A 26359-nucleotide genomic window follows, 5' to 3' on the forward strand; every position below is an offset into this window, starting at 1 on the left:
GGATTGATAGCTCTTTTCATCCAGATAACTCTTCTACCCACAACTTCCTGCTATTTTTCAACCACTCTCCCTTCAATCCACTGAAGTAGTCCAAATAGCTGACCTGGTGGTTTTGACATATATTCAAGCTAAAGCATCACCCTGCCACCAGGGAAAGAGAAAGGCCCATGAAATACGAAGAAATTCATGAGGAACATGACGACCCCCTGATCAATCAGCTGCACCGGGCGATCAAGGCAGCAGTTAGATTTCTAGCCATTCTTATGGTCATGGTTATTTTTTGGACCATTGCCGATGTGATTTATGTGCTTTATGAGAAACTCAAGTCTCCCCCATTCCTCCTGCTCGACATGGAGGACATCCTCGCAACATTCGGAGCCTTTCTGGCTGTCCTGATCGCAATCGAGATTTTTACCAATATACGCTTGTATCTGGGCACCAATGTCGTACCCGTCCAGTTAGTTCTGGCTACTGCCCTTATGGCTGTGGCCCGTAAAGTAATTGTTCTCGACCTTGGACTGGTAAGCTCTGAACAGATCATAGGTATCGCCATGGTCACTATCGCACTGGGCGTTTCCTATTGGTTAGTACAGGAAAAAATCAAACGTTCAGCGTAAAACCCACTACCGGTTCCTTTACACACATGGTTTACGACCTCGTAAATCAGGGCTCATAACCCTTCTCCCCCGTTATTGATTAACAAAGAATGGGGATATTTCTGGTGTTGTCAGATTTGCACATTGATAACGACTTTATAAGTGTATACTTTTTATTAGTGTTTAATGCTAATTGATAACTTCAGTCACCGGGAGCTGGTAGACACAGGTGCCTTACTCTCGCCAATTTGCTTGAAGGTGACACTTGGGCACCTGTAGGCTTGGAAGCTGTCCAAATCTCAACTTGTTGGATTTCCTGCCAAAAAATGATGCTTACAAGACTGTTTACTCTCTCCATACTCATCCTTTCTATCACCCCGGCCACCTGGGCTTATGACTTGCTTTACACAGCGAAAATAGACCCGGAAACCAAACTCGCGCGGGTGGAATTGGCACTTAGCGGGAAGAGTATCCCCAGTAAACTCACGATCAATTTAAGTTCGGGTCGCTACAAAGATCTTAAAAGTACAGACCCTCTTGAGATTAAAGGTGACAAGGCAGTCTGGCGTCCTGAAGGCCGTCAGGCAAAGCTCAGCTACAGCTTTGTGATAGACAACCAGAGGAGCAATGGCGGGTATGACTCCAGAATTACCGAAGACTGGGCAATCCTCCGCAGTGACAAGTTAATAGCCCCCATCTCTGCGACCAGCCGTGGACGTTCAAATGCACGCCTAAAGCTAGACATGCCCAAAGGCTGGTCATCTGCCCTGCCCTATCCAAAGATTGAAAATAATCTATACCGGCTATCTGATCCTAAACGTCGCTTTGTAAGGCCCAAAGGGTGGATGATCGTGGGCAAGATTGGCAGCCGCCAGGATATCATCGCGGGAACCGAAACCCGGATTTCCGGCCCCAAAGACCAAAATATACACCGCCAGGATATCCTCGCCTTCCTTAACTGGAACCTGCCGGAGTTAAAGAAAATTTTTCCGCTTTTTCCCGATCACTTATTGATCGTTACAGCAGATGATCCAATGTGGCGTGGCGGCTTATCAGGTACCCGATCATTATTTATGCATGCTGATCGACCACTAATCAGTGGAAACCGTACCAGCAGCATGATCCATGAGCTGGTACACGTCGGTACAGGCATCCATGGGGACGATCGGAGCGATTGGATTGTTGAAGGCTTGGCTGAATTTTACTCGCTTGAAATCCTGCGTCGCACCGGCGGAATTAGTGAGGACCGCTACCGGGAGGCTATGGATAAACTAGCACGCTGGGGCAAAAAGGCCCCCTCTCTTTTGGTTAGACGCTCTTCGGGCCCAGTCACTGCCCGTGCTGCCGTAGTTATGCTGGAGCTGGATAATGAAATTCGAAAGGCTAGCGGCGGAAAAGCCAGTATTGATAATGTAGCGCGGGAGCTGGCAAGCACCCGGGGAGAAGTGACCCTGGAACGATTCCGTGAGCTATCCGAACAAGCTGCGGGCCAACCTATAAAAACCCTGGCGGTGGAAAACCTTACCGACGAGGGTCGGTAAAACGCCAAAACGCAAATAAAAAAAAGCCCTGACGACGGGGGGGGAGAGCGTCAGGGCCAAGACCATTAGGAGTGAAACTTGGAGGATTTCATCCTTGCTACACAGAGAGCAAGCCATTTCAGTCTGCTCTACCGGCGCTACTAAACACGTTTTGGGGGAGACGTGCTAGCCAGATAAAGACAGTATCGAACACACATGAAAGATTGCCAGCAGCGCTGAAAATAAATTTAGAACAAATGGAAATAGGTTCATTGGGAGCAGTGCTAAAAGTTATTACGCCTTCTGCCTAACCGTTCCACAGGAACTTTCCCGACTTTTTCACCTTTCTTTTTCATAATGTTGAAATCAACGCTTGACTAATCTCCGGGAGTCCATAGAATAGCGGCCTCTTACGCAGCCAAGTGCACGTAAGTATAAGAAAACGCTAGGATTTTTCAGATTTATCAGATAGAATTCGCAGCGTTCCATTTCGCACTAAGTGTGAAATAAAAAGGCTAGGTGGCAGAGTGGTCATGCAGCGGACTGCAACTCCGTGTACGCCGGTTCGATTCCGACCCTAGCCTCCATTTTCCTTTCCATCACAAAGTCCTGTGAATTGTGCTGGAAGTGAGGATGAAGGACAGAGCAAAAAGCTATGGTCCCCCTCGCAAAGGAAGTGCCCGGGTGGTGGAATTGGTAGACACAGGAGACTTAAAATCTCCCGGCTTCACGGCCGTGCCGGTTCAAGTCCGGCCCCGGGCACCACACAGCACTTCAGAGTTAGATAGTTATTGCCCCCTCTAGTAGGAACGCTTCTCTATATTTTTTTCCTCAGAATTTGAAGCCCCAGCCCCACTTCAACTCAGTTTTAACTTGATCAAAAAGTTGGCAGCTTACATAAGAAACTCATCACTCAATGAAGAGTCAAGCAACCCTTCGGTAGATCCGGCCATACCAGTCATAAATTCCCTCAAGTGATTTACTAAATATGACCCAACAATACGCATTGGGGTTAAGTTACTGGCGAACCCCTACTCCACGCACTTACTAATTACGATTAAATATACTCCTCAGATCCAAACCCCTCCCTTGAAGTTTATGCCTCTTCCAGGTTGCCCTTAAAATTTACAACGACTTCAAAAAACGCGCTTCACGAGGAAGAAAGCGATTCTCATAGTCCAGAGAAAAAACAACACGACTTGCCCTGCCGACTATTTCCTTTCGGGGAATAAGACCTATGACCCTGGAATCAGCGCTGTTATCTCTGTTATCCCCAAGGGCTAAGTAATGACCTGAGGGAATAGTGCCAGCGCTAAAACTCGACATTGGGGAAGAGTGTTTGTCAACTCTGACGAAGTGCTCAACACCTAGCAGATTTTCTATTTTATCCAGGCTATCACCATCAGCTTTAACAAGCTCATAATCAAGCCGCCGCCCATTAATTGTTAAAATATTATTTTTCATCCTAACATTATCCCCTGGAACACCAACAACACGTTTTACTAGCCTCTTTCCGGAAACTTTAGAATCAAAAACTACTATATCCCCCCTATCTGGGTTGGAAAGTTGATAAAGGGAAAAATGTGTAAACGGTACACGAACATCGTAAGCCATTTTATTGACAAGGATTCGATCACCTTCAACAATTGTCGGCCTCATAGAACCTGTTGGCACATCGCTCCAATCAGCTACAGCACTTCTGAAAATTAACATTAAAGCCAAAAATAATAAGATTGATTTATTCGATCCCCAAGCTCTAACCATAAAATTCTTCATCGCAATTCCTTTTTGCCTGACTCACATAAAATCTAGCATCCAGAGACTAGAGATGATAAATATCGAATGCAAGACACCCCATCGCAATAGGCATATCTACTCAGCGCAAATCAAGATAATATCTATCTAAATGGATCATATTTATAAATGTATGTAATTCTTATAAACGAAGACGGAATTTACCACCCTGCTCCTCATCCCCGGTGGACCATTCTGGATAAGTTCTGCATCTGGCTTTGCACGAGCTTTTCAACCCTATCATCGACCAATCGCCCATACTGATCGAAAGCCCTGGAGGCATCACTTACCATAATTTCTGGCTCATTGAGAACCCACGCTTTCAAAAACACCATCACCTGCCGCAAATGATATTGACACCGACAAGTACCCATACGGCCAGGGCTAGCCCCCATGATTGCAACCGGCTTATTATAAAACCCTTGTGGTTCATACCGAGACAACCAATCAATCGTATTCTTTAACACCCCAGGCATTGAATAATTATATTCTGGCGTGACAATCAGCACGGCATCAGAAGCAAAGAGAAGCTGATTTAATTGATCAACACTTTTTGGAAAACCAACATTCTTTACATCTTCATTGTACAAAGGAATATCATCAATTTTCCTAAGGTAAAATTCTAATTCCTTCGGCGCTAACTGAATGGCTTGATGCATCAGCTTTTTATTAAAAGATTCTGTTCTGAGACTACCACACAAAGCCAACACATTGATGGGAGCCATATAAATTCCTCTAACAGCCTTCTTGTGCCAACCTTAACCAGAAGATCGATACCTTTTAATATACTATAGGTACCTTGCACTACTGTTATTAACGCTTAGGATTTGACACCCGCCCAGATACCAACCTGCTTCTTGAATATCGCGAATGGCTAGTCACGTCACCACTGTCTACCCTTAGCCTGATTGGCATATTTTTCTTCATTTTGGTTTCTCTCCTTTTCTGAACGTGAAAGACACGAGGTTTACTATGAGGAAGTCAGCAAGAGAAACGCTGCGTACTAAAGAGCTCGCACAACTCAATACCCCAACAGACTTGAGTGAGAGCGCGCGTGAAGACATTACCAGCGCAGTGAATACATTGCTGGCAGATACCTTCGGGCTGTTTATGAAAACCAAGAATTTCCACTGGCATGTGAGCGGCCCACACTTTCGCGACTACCACTTGCTGTTCGATGATCAGTCAGAAGAAGTATTGGACATGACCGACGCGCTGGCTGAACGTGTGCGCAAGCTGGGAGGCACCACATTGCGTTCCATAAGTCATATCGCCAAATTGCAACGCTCAACTGATAACAACTCCGACTTTGTAGACCCACAAGACATGCTAGCGGAATTATGCGAAGACAATCAGGAGCTTGTTGCTTTTATGCGTGAAGTGCATGAGTTGTGTGATGACCATCATGATGTTGCAACAGCGAGCTTACTGGAAGAATTTATTGATCAGTCGGAAAAACGGGCTTGGTTCCTGTTTGAAGCAAGCCGGAGATCAGGTCTAACACGGCATTAGATTTCTCATGTCCCTAGACTTTAGAGCGGATTACATCCTATGGCACTTTAGAAAATATATCGTATTACAGGCCCACTAGGATTAACATGACAACTTCAGTTCATAATCGGCGGGTCTCCAACCTATCAAGCTCATCATTAATTAGAAAAAGAAGAATTAGATTAAGATCATCACTTCTGTAAAATACATTACTTTTATACGCCTCGCTTTGCATTTAGCATTTAGCATTTAGGAAAGTCACATTTCTAAATGCGCTCTCAAGACACTATGCTACTATCCCCCACCACCCCAAACCGCATGCCTTCCAATAATTGCTGACACATAGGATTCTAATATTGTTTGCAATCGAGAATACGAACGGCGGCTACCAGTTTCACGAGGCTAAGGCCTTTAAATATGATTGACAGCGTAACATTGCTAAAATCATATGGTTCAATTAAATGCCGCTAGTATTGCGGCAACTATAATTTTTATTGCTCCGTGAAGCTTATGACCCTCTGCGGAGAGACTGAAAAGCAGTAATGAAATATGACCATTGATTCTATCTGGAAGAAATACAGCGCAGCCCTCAAAGCTTTCCTCCATTCCAGGATCTCATCACCCGATATGGTGGATGATATTCTTCAGGAGATTCTGATCAGAACCCACAAGAATATCCATACGATCAGAGACCAAAAGAGTATCAAGTCCTGGTTATTTCAGGTCGCCAATCACGCGGTGATTGACTTCTATCGTAAGAAAGGAAGAGTAAAAGAGGTGACCCTAGACGATTCTTTTACGATAGAGGAAGACACCAATACACAACAAAGTTTATCGGCATGTATAGAACCCTTCATTAAAGGGCTGCCACCTCAATCGGCAGAACTGCTGATAGCAATCGAGCTAAATGGCCAGTCGCAAAAGGCTTATTCTGAGGAACATGGGATCCCCTACTCTACTGTCAAGTCCCGGGTACAAAAAAGTAGAAGGGAACTGCGCAGTCTATTTGAGGATTGCTGCCACCTGACACTCGATAGTCACGGAGCCGTGATTGACTACGTTCCTAAGTCCAATAAATACAGAAATTGTTGAAATCTTATCGTCCTTTTTAAGAGTGGCCCGTCTTATAGATATATACACTAGAGATGAGGATCAATATGCTTGAGGTCATTAGCTTTAAAATTTGCCCCTTTGTACAACGGGTGACCGCTCTTCTTGAGGCCAAAAAGATTCCCTACAAAATCCAATACATCCGGCTTAAGGACAAACCACAGTGGTTCCTGGATGTGTCTCCGAACGGGCAAGTGCCAGTACTCATAACGGAAAGTGGCATAGCTCTATTTGAGTCCGACGCAATCGTTGAATACCTAAATGACATCTACCCCCGCCTGGAACCAGACATCAGCCCTGAACAGCGCGCCCTTGATAGGGCCTGGAGTTACCAGGCCGCAAAGCATTACCTGGTGCAATGTTCAGCTCAACGTAGCGCCGATAAGCAGACCTTGGAGGAACGTAGCAACAAACTTGACAAAGCCTTTGAGAAAGTCGAAAAAACTATTGGAAATGGGCCTTTCTTTAAAGACGCAAGGCTAAGTGACGTCGATATCGCATGGCTACCAATACTACATCGTGCCGCCATTATTGAGCTCCATTCGGGATATAATTTCCTGGCGGACTTTCCGAAAATGAAGGCTTGGCAGGCCAAGATGCTGCAGACGGGGCTCGCTGAAAAATCGGTGCCTGAAGATTTTGAGCAGCAATTTGTAGATTTCTATCTATCAGAAAATACTTACTTAGGTACTGGTAAAATTAGTATCAACAATCAAGATAACTCCTGCGCGAATCGCAGTTGTTGTTAAATAACTTTGTTGTGCCCCCTTCTTGGGGGCACAGACAATCGCTAATCAGCCTGCCCCCTAATATCAAAGTAATGGATGTATTCTAATCTGCCCCTCCCTTACGTCTACTCGGCTCATGGGCCTCATAGCGAGGCAAGATATCCAGACTGTCCCAGTTTGCCCTTGAAGTTACAAAGTTGTGAGAAATTGGGCGCTCCTGAATATCTGAATCAAGAATGCCAAGGCGAAGGCGGAACCTTGAAGGGTCTTCAGAATTTGAGCTGTAGATCGGCGATGCACATACCTTACAAAAGTGCCGACTCTTTCCCGGGCGAAGCTCGAATGAGCCGATCAGCTGCCTCCCTTGATCAATTGTTAATCCGCCTGCGTCTACGAAGCCATTGGTAGCAAAGGCAGTTCCGCTAGACTTACGACAAAGGGAACAATGGCAGTGAATAATATCCTTCACTCCACCACGGATAGAAATCTTAACGCCTCCACAAAGGCAACTCCCTTTGTACATAACATCTCCATTAGTTATTAATAGAATTGGCCATACGTGCCGAAAGGACAACCTGAAGCCATTGCACACATCTTCCACGTGTAATAAACACACAACTTCGCCATTACACCCCACCCTATAGCCACTTCAGGAAGCAAATTAAAACGCTTTAGGGCAGATACTTCAGGAAAAACTCTTGTATATTTTCTCCCATAACCTTGCGGATTTCTCTCTCTGTAAATCCTTGATTCAACATTTCCCCAGTCAACAGATCCAGGTCGCCAACATCAAATGAAACCTCAACACTACCGTCATAATCTGATCCTAAAGCAACATGATCCACTCCCAACAACTCTACGGCATAGCGAATTGTTTTAACAATATTATGGGGGCTGTTATCGCAAACTGCCCCTTTCCAAAAACCGATACCTACTAAGCCTCCACGCTCAGCTATCTCCTTCATAAGGTCATCGCTAATATTTCGCGGCGAGTTACAGCTGCCTTTCAATCCTGTATGAGAAACAATCAAAGGCCGTTCTGTCAGTGCCAACACATCTCTAACAACGGTTTCAGAAGAATGGGCTACATCAATAATAATCGAACGACGATCCATCTCCTGAACAGCCAGGCTTCCAAACTCCGTTAAACCGCCTTCACTTTGCCCATGAAGCGATCCACCCAACTCATTATCAAAAAAATGCTGTAATCCCATCACCCGAAAACCAGCATCGTATAAGCGATCTATGTTAGATAATTTACCCTCCAGTGGATGGGCTCCTTCAATACCGAGAATTGCCGCGAGAGTGCTGGCTCCTCGCTCCCGGGCCTGAAGGACTTGGCGCAGATCTTCAGCGGTGTGTACAATGCGAAACTGCTCCGGGAAAGATTCCAGTAGAGCAGTGGCCCTTTCGGAGTGGAAGAGCGCACGCTCTAAAAGGCTATTCCAGGTTCTCGGTGGCCAACCTTGAGCGACCGCTAATAGCGTTATGTTGTCTCCGGCATCAGCAGAATTTTCACGATAGTTTTGCCCTCTGGGAGACTTGGTGACTGAAGTAAAAACCTGTATTCCGAGATTGCCGCGCCGGGCTCTGGGTAAATCAAGATGACCATAACTGGCGTCATTTGATAAATCTCTCGCCCAGAGGAAGCTATCCGCGTGCAGGTCACCAACAATAAGTGATCTATGCAATGTTCTAGCCTGCTCGGAGGTCTCAGAATAACCAGCAGAACCTATTTTGTTTAAATTTCGTTCGACCTCTGGAAGTAAAAACCATCTCCAACTCGAGAACAATATCAGTGCCAGTGCTGTCGAACTTGCAAGCCACGTCTTCATAATGAGTCTCGGTAGTCAATAATGTTGCGTAAAGTTGCCGTTATAACCTAAGAAGTTGTGGTATGTCAGGAACTTTAGAGGTCAATTAGTAATCACTGGGCAAATGAACCGGAAAGCTCGAACTAATTACGCTAAGGTTCAGCAGCCCAGTGTAATAACTAGCAGATAGGAAGACTAAGGAATAACAGTGGCAAAATACTATCGACTCACTCTGTTAATACTGATTACGGCACTATTCACTGGTTGTGCAGCACTTTCGCCTAACTTTCAAAAACCCGAGGTAGAAGTGATCGCAGTAGAACCACTGCCCGCAAGAACTGGCAACAACCTGAAGTTTCGAATACACCTCAGGGTCTTTAACCCAAACAATAGTGAGCTGGCACTATCAGGACTTTATTACACCTTACGCTTAGGGGGACATAAAGTGCTGACAGGCACCTCCAACAACCTCATGCCCATTGCTCCCTACGGTCAGGATGATATTGCTGTGGATGCTACTGCCAGCCTGGTTGGGTCTATCTTTGCTGCTGTCGACCTTATTAATCAAAATCAAGATTCCATACCTTATGAGCTGGAAGCAAAAATAGGCTTGAGTAAATCGCTGCTCCCTTCAATCAGGGTGAATAGAAGTGGTGTGATTAGCTTGAATCAGTATCAATAAGTCTTCTCCAGGGTTCATTACTCAGCATTACTACTTCAGTGCCGAGTCTTAATTAAAGCTTGTAGCGCAGCTATTCAGGAGGGCAAGTAGATATCGTCCTCCTGACAATGAAAAACTCATAATTGCTTAGTGACAATCAAAGACATTACAAAGTTACCCATCGGGGCACCATTGTGGCTCAGAAAGCCTTCATCAGGACGAACCTGGGAAGTATAAATTTTCGTGTTGTACCTGATATTGAAGCCAAATTCATAGGTATTACGCCCCCAAAAAGCCCCGATATTTGCGAGGGTCACTTCTTTCTCTGGGACTACACCATAACTGAAAACTTTTACTCCCCTCTTAATCTCGGAGTTTCCCTCCATTAATACATTTCTCTGAACTGCTTTATGTTCCATCCCCAGCTTAAAATACCAGTATTGATTCCCTACTCGCGGTAAAGATATCGCACTGAAAGCTGGTAAAGAACTACCCAATAATAAGGTGATTCCGGCAGCATAATCTCGGACTATGTTGCCGGTTTTCCAGTGTAAGTAAGGGACCAAGCGATAGTTCATGCCTCCAAGATTCACTTTAGGTAATCGGTAATCCAGCTTAAGCTCCGGCATTAGCCCCCATTCATTAAAAATCTGGGAGTCCCACCCATGTGGAGGTGGCGAGGAGACAATCCAGTGTAGAAAAGTCTGTGTGAGACGAGCACCAGACCTAGGACCAATAGTCCCCGCATCAAGAGTGAAATCAACAATCCAGCGATTAGAGAACTGATATTTGTAGCTTGCGCCTAAATAGCTCCAACCAGCATATGGATGTTCATCATTGATTGGTGCAGATCTACCGAGATGGTCCGGGGTATAGATCTCCTGGCCAAGCCTTAAAGTGTAGGCTTTGCCTAGAGGACTCCAACGGATAAAGAGACCACCGGTATAGTCCCTATCAGTTTGGAAAAATGCATCATTGACCAATTCCAGCTGGAGTTTCCCCCTGGGAGAGTCATTCGCATTGGCCAATGAGTGATAACAGGCAGCAACCAAACTAACAATAAAAATCGGGAGTTTTTTTATATTCCTCAGCACCCTTAACCCGCCCCTTCATCCGTTGAAACCGGTACATCAAGTTAGTAGCCCTGTGATTAATTGCCCCAGTCACCAACTTTATCAGCCCCAGGAATTTCAAACTCAAGGTACTCCTGAATGCTAAATGGCATTTCTTCCATAACCGCTCTAACCCGCTGCCCAATGGCTTTGGTTTCGGGGCGCGCATTGGCCAGTCCGGTGTAGGGGATACCCTTCCCACTGGGCACATCCGGGTACTTCTTTTTAAAGAGCCGGTGCCGGGCTACCATGTGATTGAACTGCCCCTGGGTATAAATTAAGGGCACTAATTGCGGATACTCTTCACGGGGGTCCATATATAGGTCGTAGTAAGCCTCCGGCATTCCTGAAGATGCGACCTCACCAGCACCAATCCAGTGACGCTTATATCTCCCTTTTACCGTAGCCCCCAGGTTGTGACCGGCATAGATAAAAACATAATCCCGACGGCTGTAGGTGTCACCATTTAGCAGCAGCGCTGTCTGGTCCAGACCATCCACTACCCTATCGGTGGGAATATGCTCAGTCGCACCGCCAAGCCTTGCAAATGTGGTGTATAGGTCCGTGATATGAATGATGTCCCCAACTGCCTGACCGGGCTGAATCATGCCCGGCCACCAAGCAAAAGCCGGTACTCTCACACCTCCCTCAGTAAAATCCCCTTTCCCCCCCCGATATAACATTGGGAGCATGCCCCAACCTGCCGGCGGGCTATGCACCATGGGGCCATTGTCTGCCATGGCGACAAAAAGGGTATTCTCCGCAATACCCAGCTCTTGCAGCTCTGCCATCAATTGGCCAGTGAAGTCATCGACTGCGGGGAATGAGTCTGCCACCATCAGACCAGAAACTGAGGGTTTGGGCATAAAGGCAGCCATAAAATTCAGAAAATTGGGCCAGTAAGCCACAAAAAACGGCTTTTTGGCTTCGGCATTCTTACGGATGAATGCCATGGTGCGACGCTCCGCCTCCGGGTCAAACTTGCTAAAACACTCGTTGGAAGTACCGCACCACTCCCTACCCTGCTGCCCTTTCTCACCCTCAATGTTCATTACCCAACCGGAGGGAATCAGGCCTGGATTGTCTAGGCGATAAGGATCGGGAGGGTATATCTCAGGAAACATACCAAGTACTGCATTTACAGCATTGGCCTGGGGATTGAAGAGAGAGGTTATCTGGTTCATGGGAGTAAATAACGCCTCATCAAATCCCTGGTTATGCAGATAGCTCTCCTCGATATCTCCCAAGTGGCCCTTCCCAAAGAATCCCGTGGCATAGCCGGCCTTTGACAGTACCTCCGCAATGGTTACCTCTTCAGCGCGAAGACCGGAAAATTCGTGGGGCATTCCCACAGCCCCCATGCCATACCGCACCGGATGACGACCGGTAAGCACAGCTGCTCGGGTAGGCGTACAGGAGGGTTCGGTATACATACGTGTAAAGTTGATACCCTCTGCCGCCATCTTGTTTAAATTGGGTGTTGTGTAACCAAAGTTCTTTTGAAGTACAGGAAAGCCAACAGCACCAAAGGCGGTATCATCCCAAAGTAGGAAAATGATATTCGGTGGCTGCCCATGCTTTTCCCGCAGGGCCTGCAAGCGTTTGGCTATTTCAGAATCTTCTTTTTGCCAGCGCCCACCATTTTGCATCTTCAGCACGTAATATTCGGCATCATGCACCACCTGCGCCTGCGGTAACATTGAGCACAGCAGCGCCAGTAGCCCTGCCAGAGATTGCCTCACTAACACACCCACCCTCCTATATTTATTTTGGCTGGGACAGCAATACTTTGATGAATTGAGTTACAAACCCAATTCATCACTCTAGAAGAACGACCCAATGGCAGCGCTATATGTGACGACAAATAGAGAGTTTTTGTAAATGGTTGGACGTTACACGCTCAGTAATTACGTCAGGAAGGGTAGACTTTGAGATGTGGAGAGCCCCCGCCTCAAGCAGGGGGACACCTATAAATAATAAGACCGGTAATATGAAGGGATTTAGGTCATGGAGACTTATGATTGTCCGCCATTAACACCGGCCAAGCTGCGCGCAGGTACATCACCATGGTCCATAGAGTGAGCGCTGCGGCAACATACAGCAACAGGTAGCCCAGTGTTTCCATCACTGGAAAGTCTCGGACATCAAAAGCGAGAAGGACTATGATCGCTGCCATTTGTGCGGTCGTTTTTATCTTGCCTACATAAGAAACTGCAACGCTGCTACGCTGGCCCAACTCTGCCATCCATTCCCGCAACCCAGAAACAGCGATCTCACGACAAATTATTACTGCGGCCGCCACCGTAAACCAGGCGCTCTTATGCAGCCCAACAAGTAACACTAGAGCAGTGGCCACCATCAACTTATCTGCAACCGGATCAAGGAAGGCGCCAAAGGCTGTACTTTGGTTTAGTTTTCTCGCCAGGTAACCATCCAACCAATCTGTGGCTGCAGCGGCAGCAAAAATCACGGCAGAGGCGATATAGCTCCACTTATAAGGTAAATAGAAAACCAAAACCAGGACCGGAATCAGTGCAACGCGAAGCAGTGTCAGTTGATTGGCGAGTGTCATACTTTTCTCTGTTCTTGTGGAGGGCGTACGTTAACAAGCCATCGCACAAAATGAAACGCTCAGTAGGAAAGCCGGATAATTTTTTCGACAACTTCAGCTGTTTATCATTCGTGATGTAAGGCCGAATATATATCTTGTGCGAGTTTGCGACTTATTCCTTCCACGCTGGCAATTTCTGTCACCGTAGCCTTCTTAATTTCCTGCAAACCACCAAAGTGGCGCAGCAATGCTCGCCGACGCGCAGGCCCTACCCCACCAATGCCTTCGAGTGGGGACTCTCGCCTCTTTTTATCCCGCCGAGCTCTATGCCCCGTAATAGCAAATCTATGGGCCTCATCTCGAACTTGTTGAATCAGGTGCAATGCAGCTGAATCAGCGGAGAGCACGAGTTCTTTATTGCTAGAAACAACATGCAGAGTTTCAAATCCAGCCTTGCGAGTGGTGCCCTTAGCCACACCTATAATTTGTACGCCAACAACCCCAAGCTGATTGAGGGATTCAACAGCCTGGCTCACCTGGCCTTTACCCCCATCGATTAACAGGATATTTGGAAACTTACCCTCCCCATCAGACAGTCTTGTATAACGTCGCTTAAGGGCCTGTCCCATTGCGGCATAGTCATCCCCGGCCTGTATTCCCTTGATGTTAAACAGACGATAATCCGTTTTAACAGGGCCGCCGGTATCGAACACAACACAAGATGCGACCGTTGCTTCACCGGATGAATGGCTGATATCAAAACACTCCAGTCTTTCTGGCAGCTGCTCTAACCCAAGTACCTCCTGAAGAGACTCAAAACGACCAATTAACTTTTGCTGGGCAGCTGTACGGCTGCTTAAATTCTGTTGTGCCGCCTGCTGTGCCATTTCTACCCAGGTAGCTCTTCTGCCTCGCAAACGATATACGATCGCAACGTCCCTTCCTGCCTGTACACCGAGAGCCTGCTGTAAAGGCTGCATATCTTCAAGGGCTTCCGAGACCAATATCTCGCGAGGAATTTCACGAGGATTGCCAATATAGAATTGGGGTACAAAAGCAGAAAGCAGCTCCACGGGGCTCAAGCCGAGACGTTCACTGGGGAAGTAACTGCGACTGCCCAAGATACGCCCCTGTCGAATAAACAGAACGTGTACACAGCAACTTCCCCCTTCACTTGCCACCCCGAGCACATCGACATCGCCACTATCACCCTCTACCACCTGATCGGCCTGGAGGCGGCGCAAAGCAGAGATCTGATCCCGCAGGCGCGCAGCTTTTTCAAACTCCAAGGCTCTGGAGGCATCATCCATTTGGTCGGCAAGTTCGCGGATTATATTGTCGCTCTTGCCGGTGAGAAACATTTCCGCATGCCTCACATCCTGTCGATACTCATCCTCACCGATAAAATTCACACAGGGCGCAGTACAGCGCTCAATTTGGTATTGAAGACAGGGCCGGGAGCGATTGCGGAAGACGCTGTCTTCACAAGAACGGATACGAAATGTCTTCTGTAGGAAATTCAGGCTATCGCGAACCGATGAGGCATTAGGGAAAGGGCCGAAGTAGCGTCCCTTCTTACGCTTGGCTCCACGATGCAAAGCAATACGTGGGAAAGTATCGCTGCTCGAGAGAAAAATGTAAGGATAGCCCTTATCGTCTTTCAACATCACATTGTAAGGTGGATGCTGGGACTTGATCAGGCTTTGCTCAAGTACTAAGGCCTCTGTCTCGCTACGGGTGACAGTGACTTCAATATTGCCAATACGCTGCACCAACGCCATGGTCTTTACAGTAAGGCCTGAGCTTCGAAAATAACTAGAAAGCCGGTTGCGAAGGTTTTTCGCTTTACCCACATAAAGGATCCGGTTATCCGCATCAAACATCTGGTAAACGCCAGGCTTGCGGGTAACCGAGGATAAAAAACGCTTGCTATCAAACATCTGGCAATCGGTACAGTGGGTTCATCAGGTTCCCACAGAAATTAAAGAGCCGCTTCTGGGTCAAGTATCTGGTACTTAACGGCAAGCAAAGTTAGCTCCACATCGCTGTTAATATTCAGCTTCTCAAATATCCGGTAGCGATAGCTATTTACGGTTTTCGGGCTTACGGAAAGCGACTGGGCAATCTCTGCGACTTTAGCGCCGTTAACAATCATATCAGCGGTCTGTAATTCACGTTTGGATAGTTTCTCGAAAGGAGACAGGTTTTCCGCTTGGCCAGAGACATTCCGCAAAGCCATTTTGGTGGCCATGGAGTTACTGATAAAGACACCACCACTGACAACAGTACGAATAGCGCGAACCATCTCCTCCAGGTCTGCCCCCTTAGTGACATAACCCATGGCGCCGGCCTGCATTAATCGACCAGGGAATAGGTCATCATCTAGGGCACTAACCGCGATCACCTTGGCCCCTGGACAGCGGCCGAGCAACTTTCGCGTTGCCTCAAGACCACCCATTCCAGGCATTTTAACGTCCATCAGGATGACATCGACCTCAGACTGGCGCACAAACTCCAAGGCTTCTTCGCCACAGTTTGCCTCGCCAACAACCTCTATATCCGCGACGTCACTCAGCATGCGCGAAATCCCCATTCGCACAAGATCGTGATCATCCACCACTAAGACTTTGATCAAATTATCCCCAACTACGGATAAGTGCAGCGGCTGCGCAGCGTATTAGTCCCCATCGCGCGCTCCCTCAAACTGCGTTCTTCTTTTTACTCACGAGGAAACTACCCCGTGTAGATCCACCCCAAGAATCCTGTCGCAACATACCAGACAAAAACGCTACTGCAAAGCAATACTGCCGTTTCAAATGCTGCCGAAAAGACATTTGGCCACAGGATCTTGCTGCCTTTATAACCATTTATTATACCGTAAAAACGTACCAAGTTATTTTTCTGCGATCAACATTCTCCTTTCCGCACTATTTGCGTCCTTCGATACGGATATGTGAAGAAAATGTTTATGGTACAAATAGAAATATATGAATCGTGCTGCATTACTTTTGGTTATATAGTTACAGTTTGGAAAGGGCAGCATAAAGCCCTGTTGGGGATGATAGTTTTCTGGCAGTCAAACTCAACTGGCCCGGGAGCTTTTGATCAGGGTAACTACGACCAACAAAAGATTGACTCTGCGCACGATTAACTGTGCTTAAGGAGCAGCCCCCAAATGAAGAGCCTATGAAAGAAAAAAGAGTCCGTGAGCTGCAAGCAAAAGCACCGAAGAGATGTTAGGGGTAGTAACGGGGTTCCGGCTCCAGGGATACACCAAATTTAGCATGGACATCTTCAGCAATATCTTCAGCCAATCGCGTCACTTCAGCACCGGCTCCTCTACCTGGATTTACCAGTACCAGAGCCTGCAACTCATGAACCCCGACAGCGTCACGCCTGACACCGCGCCAACCAGCCCGATCTATTAACCAGCCTGCAGCTAACTTCCAACAATCCCCAGCAGCAAATGCAACGAGATCCGGGTGCTCTGCCTTGAGATTCAGATAGCTATGGGTATCGACAATAGGGTTCTTAAAAAAGCTGCCGGCATTTGGGATTTTATCCGGCAACGGCAGCTTACTGTTGCGAATATCAATTACCGCCTGAGCAACCTGTGAGGGTGTAAGCCTATCAACATTCCAATTTTGTCCAGCTACATACTGGCTTAGCGCGGGGTAATCAATATGCGCTTGCCATTTCTTGGGAAGGCACAAGTTCACCTGGGTAATAATATATTTGTCCCGGAGTTTCCCCTTAAAAACACTGTCGCGATAAGAGAAACTACAATCTTTTGCTGCAAAGTTTCGCAATTCACCGCTTGCGATCTCCATTGCCTGGAGACTCACGAAGCGATCACACAACTCAACTCCGTAGGCACCAATATTCTGGATTGGTGCAGCACCTATCTTGCCAGGAATAAGGGCAAGATTCTCAAGCCCCCCCAACTCCCCTTGCACCGTAGCCATTACTATTCGGTGCCAATTTTCACCAGCCGCCGCTTCTAGAATATGGCCCGAATTGTCAGACCTAATAGAAAAACCACGAAGGTCGACCTGAATGACCAGGCCCGGATAATCACCTGTTAAAACTATATTACTACCACCACCAAGGGGCAATATTGGCAGGGAGCGATCGCGGGCAAATGCTAATGCCTCACGCAACTGCTCCAACGTTTCCACCCTGGCAAAGAATGCACTGTGCGCAGAAATTGCCAGAGTATTATGCGGTTGCAGATCAATATCATTCTCTATCATTGAGGTTCAGCTTTAGCCGAGCAGTGAGCGCATGCGCTGAAGATCCTGTTCAGTATCTACACCGCCAGGTACCTCTGCACAAGCATTAGCCACATGAATATTCTCATCGTGGTACAAAAAGCGCAGCTGCTCCAGAGCTTCAAATTTCTCCAGAGGGGCCATTGGCCAAGTCACAAAACTTTGTAGCTGCGCCACTCGATAAGCATAGATTCCAATATGCCTACGTGGTTCCAGGCCTGCAGGTAGGTCGCTGCTATCCTGAGCAAAAGCATCCCTGGGCCAGGGAATGGGAGCACGTGAAAAATAGCGGGCCAAACCGGATTCTGCAGTTACAACCTTAACGATATTCGGGTTATGGAAATCCTCCAGGGTAAGAATTGGCTCTGCCAGAGTAGCAACGCCCGCATCGGTATTTTGCGCGAGATTGGAAGCTACCTGATCGATAACCTGAGGCGGAATCAAGGGTTCATCCCCTTGTACATTTACCAGGATACGATCGTCGGACAACCCCAGGTTTGCTGCCACTTCTTGTAAGCGATCAGTTCCTGACGCATGCTCCGTGGATGTCATACACACTTCACCACCAAAAGAACGTACAGTCTCCGCCACGCGCATATCATCAGTAGCGACAAAAATCCGCTCTGCACTGCTCTCACTGGCACGCTCGTAAACATGCTGAATCATAGGCTTGCCGGCAATATCAGCCAGGGGTTTACCAGGTAACCGGCTTGAACCGAATCGAGCAGGAATAATTACGTCAAAAGAGAAACTATTTTTCATGTTGGCAAAACTGTTGCAGGTGCTGATGCACCTTCTGATAGAAAAGGTCTGGTAATTTCGCTCGCACCTCAAGTGCCCACCAATGGCTCTCCCAGAAATCCCGGCATTTCACCGCGTCTTTCATAGTCATTAGCACTGGGGTTTCGCCATCAAAATGCAGCTCCTGTGGACTGAACTGATGATGGTCCGCAAAGGGCTGCTCCATCACCTTATAGCCAAGTTTCTGCAGTTCGCGGAAAAACCGCTGGGGATTACCTATTGCTGCAACTCCATGACAGGGGCCGATCTCTGGTCCGGAAGTCAGTCGCAGGGTGGAGGTCTGGTCTAGATTGAACTGGTGCCAACAAGATGGCTCCAGTGTCATTTGGAATTCGAGCAAATCACCACACTGCTGCTTTACCTTGGGCTCTGGCTCGCCATTACTAACCACAATATCCACACTTTGCAGGCGGGTGGCGGGTTCCCGTAGCGGGCCCCGCGGCAACATATGGCCGTTGCCTAGGCCACGATGGCCATCCACTACGCAAATTTCCAGGCTCCGCCAGAGACTGTAATGCTGTAAACCATCATCCGAGAGAATCACATCGCACTGGTGGTAGTCGATCAGGGCCTGGGCGGCTTCAGTGCGTTGTGGGGAAACCATCACTGGAACTCCAGTGATCAGGTGCAGCATCAAAGGCTCATCGCCAGACTCCAATGGATGTGATTGCGCTGTAACCTGATAGGGGTAACGCTCAGCTCGCCCGCCATAACCGCGACTGATAATACCGGGGTTGTGGCCCCGCTCTTTAAGCCAGCGCGCGAGCTCTGCCACAAGTGGTGTCTTGCCAGCACCACCAACGGTAATATTCCCAACCACAATAACCGGTACTGAAAGAGGTTCCGGTGGCGTACGTGAGTTTAATACCCGACGCCGCCTACTCACTCCACCGTAGAGCATTTCCAGTGGCGTCAACAGGGAGAGGGAACGCCCCTTCCCTTTCTCCGGATACCAGCGCTTGTTAAACCAGTCTTCCAGTGACATCCAAGTGCCCTATCCCATTGTCTGCTGTTGCAACAAAGTGGCGTAACGCCCCCCGCGAGCGAGTAACTCTACGTGGTTACCACTCTCTACGATGTGTCCTTTCTCCATTACCAAAATACGATCGGCATTCTCGATGGTAGTTAAGCGGTGGGCAATAACAAACGTAGTGCGATTTTTCATCACTTCTGCCAAGGCAGCCTGGATATGCCGCTCTGATTCATTATCCAATGCAGAGGTTGCTTCATCCAAAATCAAAATTGGCGCATCCTTAAGCAGGGCCCGAGCAATTGACAACCGCTGGCGTTGGCCACCAGAAAGCATCTGCGCATTATCACCCAGAACAGTTTCCAGTCCCTGAGACAGCTCTTCAATAAAGTCTGCTGCGTGCGCCTGCTCAATTGCACGCAATACATTTTCCTTTGGCGCATGTTCAAGCTCACCGTAAGCAATATTTCGGTAAACTGTGTCGTTAAACAGCACAATATTTTGCGACACCATGCTGATATGCTTGCGGAGATCTTGCAAAGGTACCGATGAAATATCGGTACCATCCACCAGAATACGGCCACCTGTTGGCTCGTAGAAACGTGCCAGCAGGCTCACCAAAGTACTTTTACCGGAACCGGAGGCGCCGACCAATGCAATAGTCTCACCCGGCTCTACTGAAAAGCTGATATCAGATAGCACCTGGGGCGCGGATTCATCGTAGCTAAAGTCAAGTGCCTCAAAGGAAACCGAGCCACGAACTGGCTTGGGCAAATCCACATTTCCGCCTTGCGACTCCTTCGGCGCATCCATCACCTCGAAAATACTCTCCGCCGCAGCAATACCCTTCTGGATATCAGCAAAGACTTCCGACAGACTGCGCACCGGTTTTGCCAGGGAAGCCGCCGCGCCAATGTAGGCTGCGAAAACACCGGCAGTCATCGCCTCCACCATGCCCGGGGCCAACGCCAGCCATACGATAGTGGCAGTTGAGAGCCCTACCAGGATTTGGATCACAGATACACTGGCGTTGTTGGCTACCACCAGTTTCATAAACTGCCTGCGATTGTTATCACTGGCAGACTGGAATCGCGAATTTTCGTATTCCTGACCACCATACATGCGTACTACTTGATAGCCATTAATTGCCTCTTGGGTAACATGTGTTACGTCACCCATGGAGTTTTGTATCCTGTGGCTCAACTTGCGAAAACGCTTGCCTACCGTACGCACAATCAGGGCAATAAACGGCGCAAACAAGAAAAAAGTCAGTGTCAGCTTCCAGTTCACTAGCAACAGGTATGCCAGCAAACCAATAGTGGTAAAAGACTCACGAAATAAAACCTTTACGGCCTTAGTGATAGAGTTAGTTACTTGCTCGACGTTATAGGAAACTTTGGAGATGAGGTAGGCGCCCGTGTAGCGATCAAAATAAGCACTGGGCAGCTGGCCAATCTTCTCAAACAGCTGGGCTCGCAGCTCGTGAATCACCGCACGACCCACATAAGCCAAGCCGTAGCTGCCGACAAAGTTTCCAATTGCTCTCAACACAATGATCAAAAGCATCGCAAGAGGTACCAACCAGCGAGCAGTCTCCTGGGGCATAACCCCCCCGGGATAATGGGATGCTACAAACTTGGATAGGAACCCCCTGCTCTCCTGAATACCTGCACCAACAGCGTCGAGCAATAGCTCAGTAACAGCAATCAGGCTCACGCCCATGATGGAAAACAGGAAAAATCCCAGTACCGCAACAGCAAAAATGGCCAGATGCGGTCGGGCGTAGGCGAGCAGGCGTCGATAAGTGTGCGCCCCGCGCTGTGGTGTGCTCGGGGGCAAGGTTACTTTCTTCATACAGACCAATGACTGGACCCACCCCCTAAGGAGCGGGATCGCACACAAAACCTACAACCAATCGCAGTACCGAGGCAGGCTTTGCGCGCTAGTTCTCTTCCGGTTGCCGTGTAGTAATGCTTAGGTTGACAAAGCCCAGCTGTCCAGCGGCATCCATTGCACGAACCACGGCCTGGTGGTGGGCTGTGGCGTCGGCGGTTATCACAAGCGGGCGATTGTACTCGCCTGCGGATACTTCCGACAGCGCAGATTTCAAAGTGGTCAGTTTTTTATTGATCAGTGCCTGACCATCCACCGAATAGGAGCCATCTGCACTGATCAGAATTTCTACAGCTTGCGGTTGATCCGCTGCCTGAGGGCCCGCGGCCTCAGGCAGGTTCAACTTGAGATGGCTCTCTTTGGTGAAAGTAGTAGACACCATAAAAAATATGAGGAGCAGAAAGACCACATCGATCAATGGCGTTAGGTTTACCCCATCCTGCTCTTTGGTTTGGCGGCGAAACTGCATGGATTGCTACCTCGCTCAGGCCGCATCTTCGATTTTGCGGTCACTGTGTAAAGCATCCACGAGTTTTACCGCTTCCTGCTCCATAGTCACTACGATGGTATCTACCCGGCGCTGAAAGTACCTGTGTGCCATCAGTGCAGGAATCGCGACAGTCAAACCGGCGGCAGTGGTAATCAGAGCCTGGCTGATACCTCCGGCCAGTACACCCGCGTTTCCGGTGCCTTCAAGCATAATTGCCGTAAACACCTGGATCATACCGATAACAGTACCCAATAAACCAATCAAAGGGGCAACAGCAGCAATCGTGCCCAATGCACCCAGGAAACGCTCCAGGTCGTGGACCACTTGGCTCGCAGTTTCCTCAATACTGTCTTTCATAACCTCCCGTCCATGACGGGAGTTGGAAAGCCCGGCCGCAAAAATGCGCCCTAAAGGACTGGAGTCACGTAACTCTTTTAACTTGTCGGCGTTTACCTGGTTGCTTTTCAGCCACCCCCAAACATCTCCTAGCAAAGTACGCGGTGCAATACGCTGGGGATTCAAAGTCCAAAGGCGCTCAATACAAATTGCAATTACGGCAACAGAACAAAGCAGGATCGGCAACATCAGCCAGCCGCCAGATTTTATTATTTCAAACACTTTTTTGGCCCCAAACAGCGAGAGGGATTTTCGTAATTTTCTTCTGCACTTGAGATGCAGGATGGGCACTTTATCACAGCTACTCCCGGCGGCTAAGTCTTCCAGGTAATCCTTCGCTATCAGTGTGACTCGCATACCAAAATCGCGGAGCCGACCGCGCGATAAAAATTTCAGGTTCTAGAGCGTTTTCCCCCCAGAAAAATTCAACCGCGCCACTGTCGGCAGTATTGAAAATTCGCGCACCAACTTCGTGATACCGCGCAACCACATCGGAGTGTGGATGACCAAAGTGATGACGAAATCCCGCACTGAAAACAACATGTCTGGGCTTTGCCCAGTTCAACAAAGCCATGGATGATGAAGTCTTTGAACCATGGTGAGGTGCCACCAGTACATCCACTGGAACAAACTGCGGATAAGTCATTACCAGGCGGCGCTCTACTGCAGCACTGATATCACCGGTTAGCAATATCCGTACCTCACCCCATTCAACCAGGGCAACACAGCTGTGGTCATTCTCCTCACCAGTAACTGTTACTTGCTCGGGCCAAAGCCAGCGGATATTAATTTCACCAAATTTTTCTTCTTTGCCCGCAACGCAAGTTTTGGAGAATACATCCAAGCCAGCCGCTAATTTTTGCCCTAACTTTCCTGGTGCGTACAGGTTGCTAACAGATTTACCAGACAACACCCCCTCAACGCCCCCGGCGTGATCCTGATCACCATGGCTGACAATCAGCGCATCCAGTTGATCAATTCCTCTACCACTGAGAAACGGTGCAACAATTGTATTTCCCGCACTCCATCCGGAATTCGAAACCGGCCCGGCATCAACTACCAGCTTACCCCGTGAAGAATAAAGAACTAAAGCCAGGCCCTGCCCTACATCCAACACAGCAAATGTGAGCCCCTCACGCTCAGTTGCAGGTAGAGGCAATACCGGTTGAATCAGAGGTAACAGGAATAGCCACCCCAGGTTTCTTCCCGGCATTCCCCTCGGCATCAGTAACATCAGCAGGCACCCCGCGACAACTGATAACATCAACACACCCTGGGGAGGGCTCAGAGCCTGCCAGGTGGGCAAGTATCTGTCAGCTCTCTCCAATAGCTGCAAGAGAAGGTCCAGCTGCCATCCGGCAAAACTGAGAAACAAATGCCCCAACGCCGTGTTTATTAACAAAGCCCCCGACATCAAAGCTGGCAGGATTAGCAAGCCCAACCACGGAATAGCGAGTAAGTTAAGCAGTAATCCGCCGCTGCTGTAACCGGAAAAGTAGACAACTGAAGGTAGTATCAAGCCCAGCGCGACCAGCCATTGGCTACGTAGCAGCTGAAGAAAAGCATTGAGAGTATCTGCAACCCTGGGTAACGACCGCCAACCCCCTTCCCTACCTTGGTCCTGGTGTCCCTTCCCAATCACCTGTCGCCCACCGAAGCCGAGGAGCAACGCCGCTACTGCAGCGAATGACAGCCAGAATCCAGCTTCGTAAAAGGCAAGAGGCTGAATCACCAGTACAAGCGTCAAAGCCAGAGCGAAAGCAAATCCCGCACCTATCCTACGGCGCCACTGCCAGGCGAGTAGCAACACCCATGTCATTACCATCGCCCTCTGGGCTGATAGCGGTGCGCCAGCCAGCAGGGTGTAAACCAAGACCCCGGAAGACGCCAAGATGACCGGAAGTAACCGCAGGCTAGCGCCAATAAACACACCAGCACTTCGACTAATCATATTACCGATCAGCAGTAGAAAGCCCGCAACCATCCCAACGTGAAGTCCAGAAATGGCCAACAAGTGCGCTGTCCCCGTCCGCTGCAATATTTCACGTTCCTCTCCACTGAGCCCACTGCGATCCCCTAGTAGCAGCGCAGCCGCCAGTGCAGGCCTTTCAATCGGCAGTTCTCGAAGAGCTTCACGAAACACATCGCGTATTTTCGCCAGTCCCCAGCCCTGCCCCAACCATTCTGGATTTAGATCTTTCGGGCGAACATAGCCAGTTGCATACACACCACGACGCAATAACCAGCCCTCGTAGTCAAACCCATAGGGGTTTACACTACCCCGCGGTCGCTTTAGACGGACGGGCAACCTCCAATGACTGTTACCTCGCAATTGAACAAGAGCGCTCGGAGTTACTCGGTACCAGGTGAGATAGAGAAGACTCCCAGAGACAATATCTTCATTCGTAGAGACCACTTTAGCCTGAAAGCGTATATTGACACCCGGATCTCGCTGCCAGCTCCCTCCGTCTACTGAGCGGATTTCTGGCAAAGAAGTGACTTCTATATCCAAGAAATGATCTGACCCATGAGCCCAAAGAGGCAATCGTTGATCCAGGACTGCCTGGTTGGAAAATAGTGCCCAGGACGACCCAGCAAAGGACACTAAAAGAATGCCCCATAGACTGATACGCTGCGAAGACGGTGCCACAACAAGGCTTACTACCAAGTAGCCACCCAATAGCTCTGTGGGCCGGGGCAATACGGGAAGTAGCCCAACCAATACAATTGACAGGGAAAACACCCATAGCCACACAATCGGCCCGCCAAGTATCGGTACCCTAGATCCACCAGCTCTTCTTTCTCCTTTGGCGACAGGGGAACCTGTCAGCCTGCGGCCCATTGCTATCAATAAGAAATACTCCCTGTAAGGAATCCACACAAAGGCTTCATCTACAAAAGATATACAGCTGCACCACTCAAGGCTTAAAACGACGTGATTTACAATTTTCAGGCTGCCTTAACTGTTATTAATGGCACCGCCTGGTCATATTTTTTTAAGAAAAGTGCCATCTTTAACATGTTTGTAATATTCAAGTCGCAAAATCCGCACCAAATAGAGGGACAGCCAACAAACAGAACGGAAGGCCACCCCTCAACCCAAAACCATAAACTGTGCGAGACGACTATGAATAAGACCGCTCTCTCTCTGGCCATCGTTGCCATGATTCCTACAATGGCCAACGCCCAAGATGAAGGCGATGTACTCGACTTTTACGGCAAAGCCAATGTCACCTTCCAGGCTGCTGATGAGGGTGATGGCTCTGAAACTGACGTTCAGAGCAACGCCTCCCGCCTGGGCGTTAAGGGTGAAATCGCCCTGACCGACGGCATCAAGGGTATCTACCGTATGGAATACGAAGTAGATATGGACGGAGACGCCGATGACACCTTCTCCCAACGCAACATCTACGCTGGCCTGGAAGGCGGCTTTGGTCAGGTTATCGCGGGTAAATTTGACACCCCGCTGAAAGTTGCGCAGAAGAAAGTTGACCTGTTCAACGACCTGGAAGGCGATATCAAAAGCCTGATTACCAGCAGCGACAACCGCGAAGAAGATGCCCTGCAGTACACTACTCCTTCTTTCGCTGGCTTCAAAGCTTCTACTGCTTATATCAGCAATAAAGGCGAAGTCATTAACGAAGAAACTGGTGAAGAGCGCAACAACGGTATCTCAGCTTCTGTTGCCTACGATAATAATGGCGTTTTCATGGCCTATGCATTCGACCAGGATGTTGAAGGCCAGGACATCGACGTTCAACGCTTTGTAGCCCAGTACAACATCGGCCCTGTACAGGTAGGTGCGTTGTTCGAAGACCAGGAAGACGCAGCTGGCAACAGCACCGACGGCTGGATGGGCTCTGTAGCCTACAAAATCGAACAGTGGACTATGAAGGCTCAGTACGGCCAGTCTGATATTAAAAAGGAAGGTGGTGAGACCTACAGCCTGGGCCTTGACTACAAGTTCAACAGCTCTGCCAAAGTATTCGGTTTCTACACCGACGAAACTGCTGATGGCGACTACGACCGCAGCTATGCCGGTATCGGTGCTGAGTACAAGTTCTAATTATTGCTTTATAGGGCAGCCATCCAAATTGGGTTTGGGTTGAGCAGTTTGGCTGTCATATATCTTTAAGAACTTAAGAAAAGGCGGCCTCTGGC

At 48.5% G+C, this 26359-nt stretch carries 23 protein-coding genes and 2 tRNA genes; 9 read left to right on the top strand and 16 right to left on the bottom strand.

Features of this window, described 5'->3' with window-relative positions; translation table 11 throughout:
• The first annotated feature begins 167 nt into the window (after positions 1-167).
• The 4 genes from ACJJJB_RS08985 (at position 168) to ACJJJB_RS09000 (ending at position 2881) form a co-directional block, all read left to right on the top strand.
• Positions 168-617, top strand: a complete 450-nt coding sequence (locus ACJJJB_RS08985) for a phosphate-starvation-inducible PsiE family protein (protein WP_020412909.1) — start codon at positions 168-170, stop codon at positions 615-617.
• A gap of 305 nt (positions 618-922) precedes the next feature.
• Positions 923-2137 (top strand): hypothetical protein, encoded by a 1215-nt coding sequence (locus tag ACJJJB_RS08990; RefSeq protein WP_445366089.1) that lies wholly within the window; start codon positions 923-925, stop codon positions 2135-2137.
• 492 nt (positions 2138-2629) lie between these two features.
• Positions 2630-2703 (top strand) — tRNA-Cys (locus tag ACJJJB_RS08995).
• A 91-nt stretch (positions 2704-2794) separates the two neighbouring features.
• Positions 2795-2881, top strand: a tRNA-Leu gene (locus ACJJJB_RS09000).
• Positions 2882-3241: 360 nt separating this feature from the next.
• Here the strand turns inward: ACJJJB_RS09000 and lepB are convergent.
• Complete coding sequence (gene lepB / locus ACJJJB_RS09005) at positions 3242-3892, bottom strand: signal peptidase I (protein WP_282953392.1); 651 nt, start codon at positions 3890-3892, stop codon at positions 3242-3244.
• A gap of 194 nt (positions 3893-4086) precedes the next feature.
• Complete coding sequence (locus ACJJJB_RS09010) at positions 4087-4635, bottom strand: NADPH-dependent FMN reductase (RefSeq protein ID WP_282953391.1); 549 nt, start codon at positions 4633-4635, stop codon at positions 4087-4089.
• A 247-nt stretch (positions 4636-4882) separates the two neighbouring features.
• Here ACJJJB_RS09010 and ACJJJB_RS09015 point away from each other — a divergent pair, with 247 nt between their 5' ends.
• From ACJJJB_RS09015 to ACJJJB_RS09025, 3 genes are all read left to right on the top strand, one after another.
• Positions 4883-5422 (top strand): Dps family protein, encoded by a 540-nt coding sequence (locus ACJJJB_RS09015; RefSeq protein ID WP_020412931.1) that lies wholly within the window; start codon positions 4883-4885, stop codon positions 5420-5422.
• Positions 5423-5950: 528 nt separating this feature from the next.
• Complete coding sequence (gene sigZ, locus ACJJJB_RS09020; RefSeq protein ID WP_445366090.1) at positions 5951-6493, top strand: RNA polymerase sigma factor SigZ; 543 nt, start codon at positions 5951-5953, stop codon at positions 6491-6493.
• A 65-nt stretch (positions 6494-6558) separates the two neighbouring features.
• Positions 6559-7260 carry a glutathione S-transferase family protein gene (locus ACJJJB_RS09025; RefSeq protein WP_445366091.1) on the top strand — a complete coding sequence of 234 codons (702 nt, stop codon included), beginning with the start codon at positions 6559-6561 and terminating at the stop codon, positions 7258-7260.
• Positions 7261-7342: 82 nt separating this feature from the next.
• Here ACJJJB_RS09025 and ACJJJB_RS09030 read toward each other — a convergent pair whose 3' ends face one another.
• Together ACJJJB_RS09030 and ACJJJB_RS09035 are read right to left on the bottom strand one after the other, a co-directional pair.
• A complete protein-coding gene (locus ACJJJB_RS09030; protein WP_353376256.1) occupies positions 7343-7762 on the bottom strand; it encodes a GFA family protein in 420 nt (139 codons plus the stop codon).
• Between the two features lie 148 nt (positions 7763-7910).
• A complete protein-coding gene (locus ACJJJB_RS09035) occupies positions 7911-9074 on the bottom strand; it encodes a dipeptidase (RefSeq protein WP_507021918.1) in 1164 nt (387 codons plus the stop codon).
• 187 nt (positions 9075-9261) lie between these two features.
• On the opposite strand from ACJJJB_RS09035, the gene ACJJJB_RS09040 reads away from it, so the two are divergent.
• The gene (locus tag ACJJJB_RS09040; RefSeq protein WP_282953389.1) at positions 9262-9735 is read left to right on the top strand and encodes an LEA/WHy family protein; all 474 of its coding nucleotides are present in this window, start codon (positions 9262-9264) and stop codon (positions 9733-9735) included.
• Between the two features lie 116 nt (positions 9736-9851).
• Here ACJJJB_RS09040 and ACJJJB_RS09045 read toward each other — a convergent pair whose 3' ends face one another.
• From ACJJJB_RS09045 to ACJJJB_RS09100, 12 genes are all read right to left on the bottom strand, one after another.
• Positions 9852-10808 carry a lipid A-modifier LpxR family protein gene (locus tag ACJJJB_RS09045; protein WP_445366093.1) on the bottom strand — a complete coding sequence of 319 codons (957 nt, stop codon included), beginning with the start codon at positions 10806-10808 and terminating at the stop codon, positions 9852-9854.
• Between the two features lie 56 nt (positions 10809-10864).
• Positions 10865-12574, bottom strand: coding sequence for a sulfatase-like hydrolase/transferase (locus ACJJJB_RS09050; RefSeq protein WP_444946710.1), 1710 nt, complete (start codon positions 12572-12574; stop codon positions 10865-10867).
• A gap of 257 nt (positions 12575-12831) precedes the next feature.
• A complete protein-coding gene (gene pgsA / locus ACJJJB_RS09055) occupies positions 12832-13398 on the bottom strand; it encodes a CDP-diacylglycerol--glycerol-3-phosphate 3-phosphatidyltransferase (RefSeq protein WP_020412939.1) in 567 nt (188 codons plus the stop codon).
• 104 nt (positions 13399-13502) lie between these two features.
• Positions 13503-15317: an excinuclease ABC subunit UvrC gene (gene uvrC / locus ACJJJB_RS09060; RefSeq protein WP_445366094.1), complete on the bottom strand. Its 1815-nt coding sequence runs from the start codon at positions 15315-15317 to the stop codon at positions 13503-13505.
• Between the two features lie 41 nt (positions 15318-15358).
• Positions 15359-16012 carry a response regulator gene (locus ACJJJB_RS09065; RefSeq protein WP_026305042.1) on the bottom strand — a complete coding sequence of 218 codons (654 nt, stop codon included), beginning with the start codon at positions 16010-16012 and terminating at the stop codon, positions 15359-15361.
• A gap of 601 nt (positions 16013-16613) precedes the next feature.
• On the bottom strand, positions 16614-17630 hold the full coding sequence (gene murB, locus ACJJJB_RS09070; protein WP_445366095.1) for a UDP-N-acetylmuramate dehydrogenase: 1017 nt from the start codon (positions 17628-17630) through the stop codon (positions 16614-16616).
• A 12-nt stretch (positions 17631-17642) separates the two neighbouring features.
• Complete coding sequence (kdsB, locus tag ACJJJB_RS09075; RefSeq protein WP_353376263.1) at positions 17643-18410, bottom strand: 3-deoxy-manno-octulosonate cytidylyltransferase; 768 nt, start codon at positions 18408-18410, stop codon at positions 17643-17645.
• A complete protein-coding gene (gene lpxK / locus ACJJJB_RS09080) occupies positions 18400-19434 on the bottom strand; it encodes a tetraacyldisaccharide 4'-kinase (RefSeq protein WP_282953383.1) in 1035 nt (344 codons plus the stop codon). The genes kdsB and lpxK overlap by 11 nt, the downstream gene beginning before the upstream one ends.
• Positions 19435-19443: 9 nt before the next feature.
• Positions 19444-21273: a lipid A export permease/ATP-binding protein MsbA gene (gene msbA, locus ACJJJB_RS09085; RefSeq protein ID WP_445366096.1), complete on the bottom strand. Its 1830-nt coding sequence runs from the start codon at positions 21271-21273 to the stop codon at positions 19444-19446.
• An 88-nt stretch (positions 21274-21361) separates the two neighbouring features.
• Positions 21362-21781, bottom strand: coding sequence for an ExbD/TolR family protein (locus ACJJJB_RS09090; RefSeq protein WP_020412947.1), 420 nt, complete (start codon positions 21779-21781; stop codon positions 21362-21364).
• A 15-nt stretch (positions 21782-21796) separates the two neighbouring features.
• Positions 21797-22420 carry a MotA/TolQ/ExbB proton channel family protein gene (locus ACJJJB_RS09095; protein WP_020412948.1) on the bottom strand — a complete coding sequence of 208 codons (624 nt, stop codon included), beginning with the start codon at positions 22418-22420 and terminating at the stop codon, positions 21797-21799.
• Positions 22421-22499: 79 nt separating this feature from the next.
• Positions 22500-24953, bottom strand: a complete 2454-nt coding sequence (locus tag ACJJJB_RS09100; RefSeq protein WP_445366097.1) for a DNA internalization-related competence protein ComEC/Rec2 — start codon at positions 24951-24953, stop codon at positions 22500-22502.
• A 372-nt stretch (positions 24954-25325) separates the two neighbouring features.
• On the opposite strand from ACJJJB_RS09100, the gene ACJJJB_RS09105 reads away from it, so the two are divergent.
• Positions 25326-26264, top strand: a complete 939-nt coding sequence (locus ACJJJB_RS09105) for a porin (RefSeq protein WP_020412950.1) — start codon at positions 25326-25328, stop codon at positions 26262-26264.
• Positions 26265-26359: the final 95 nt, after the last annotated feature.

This window comes from Microbulbifer variabilis (genome assembly GCF_052468405.1).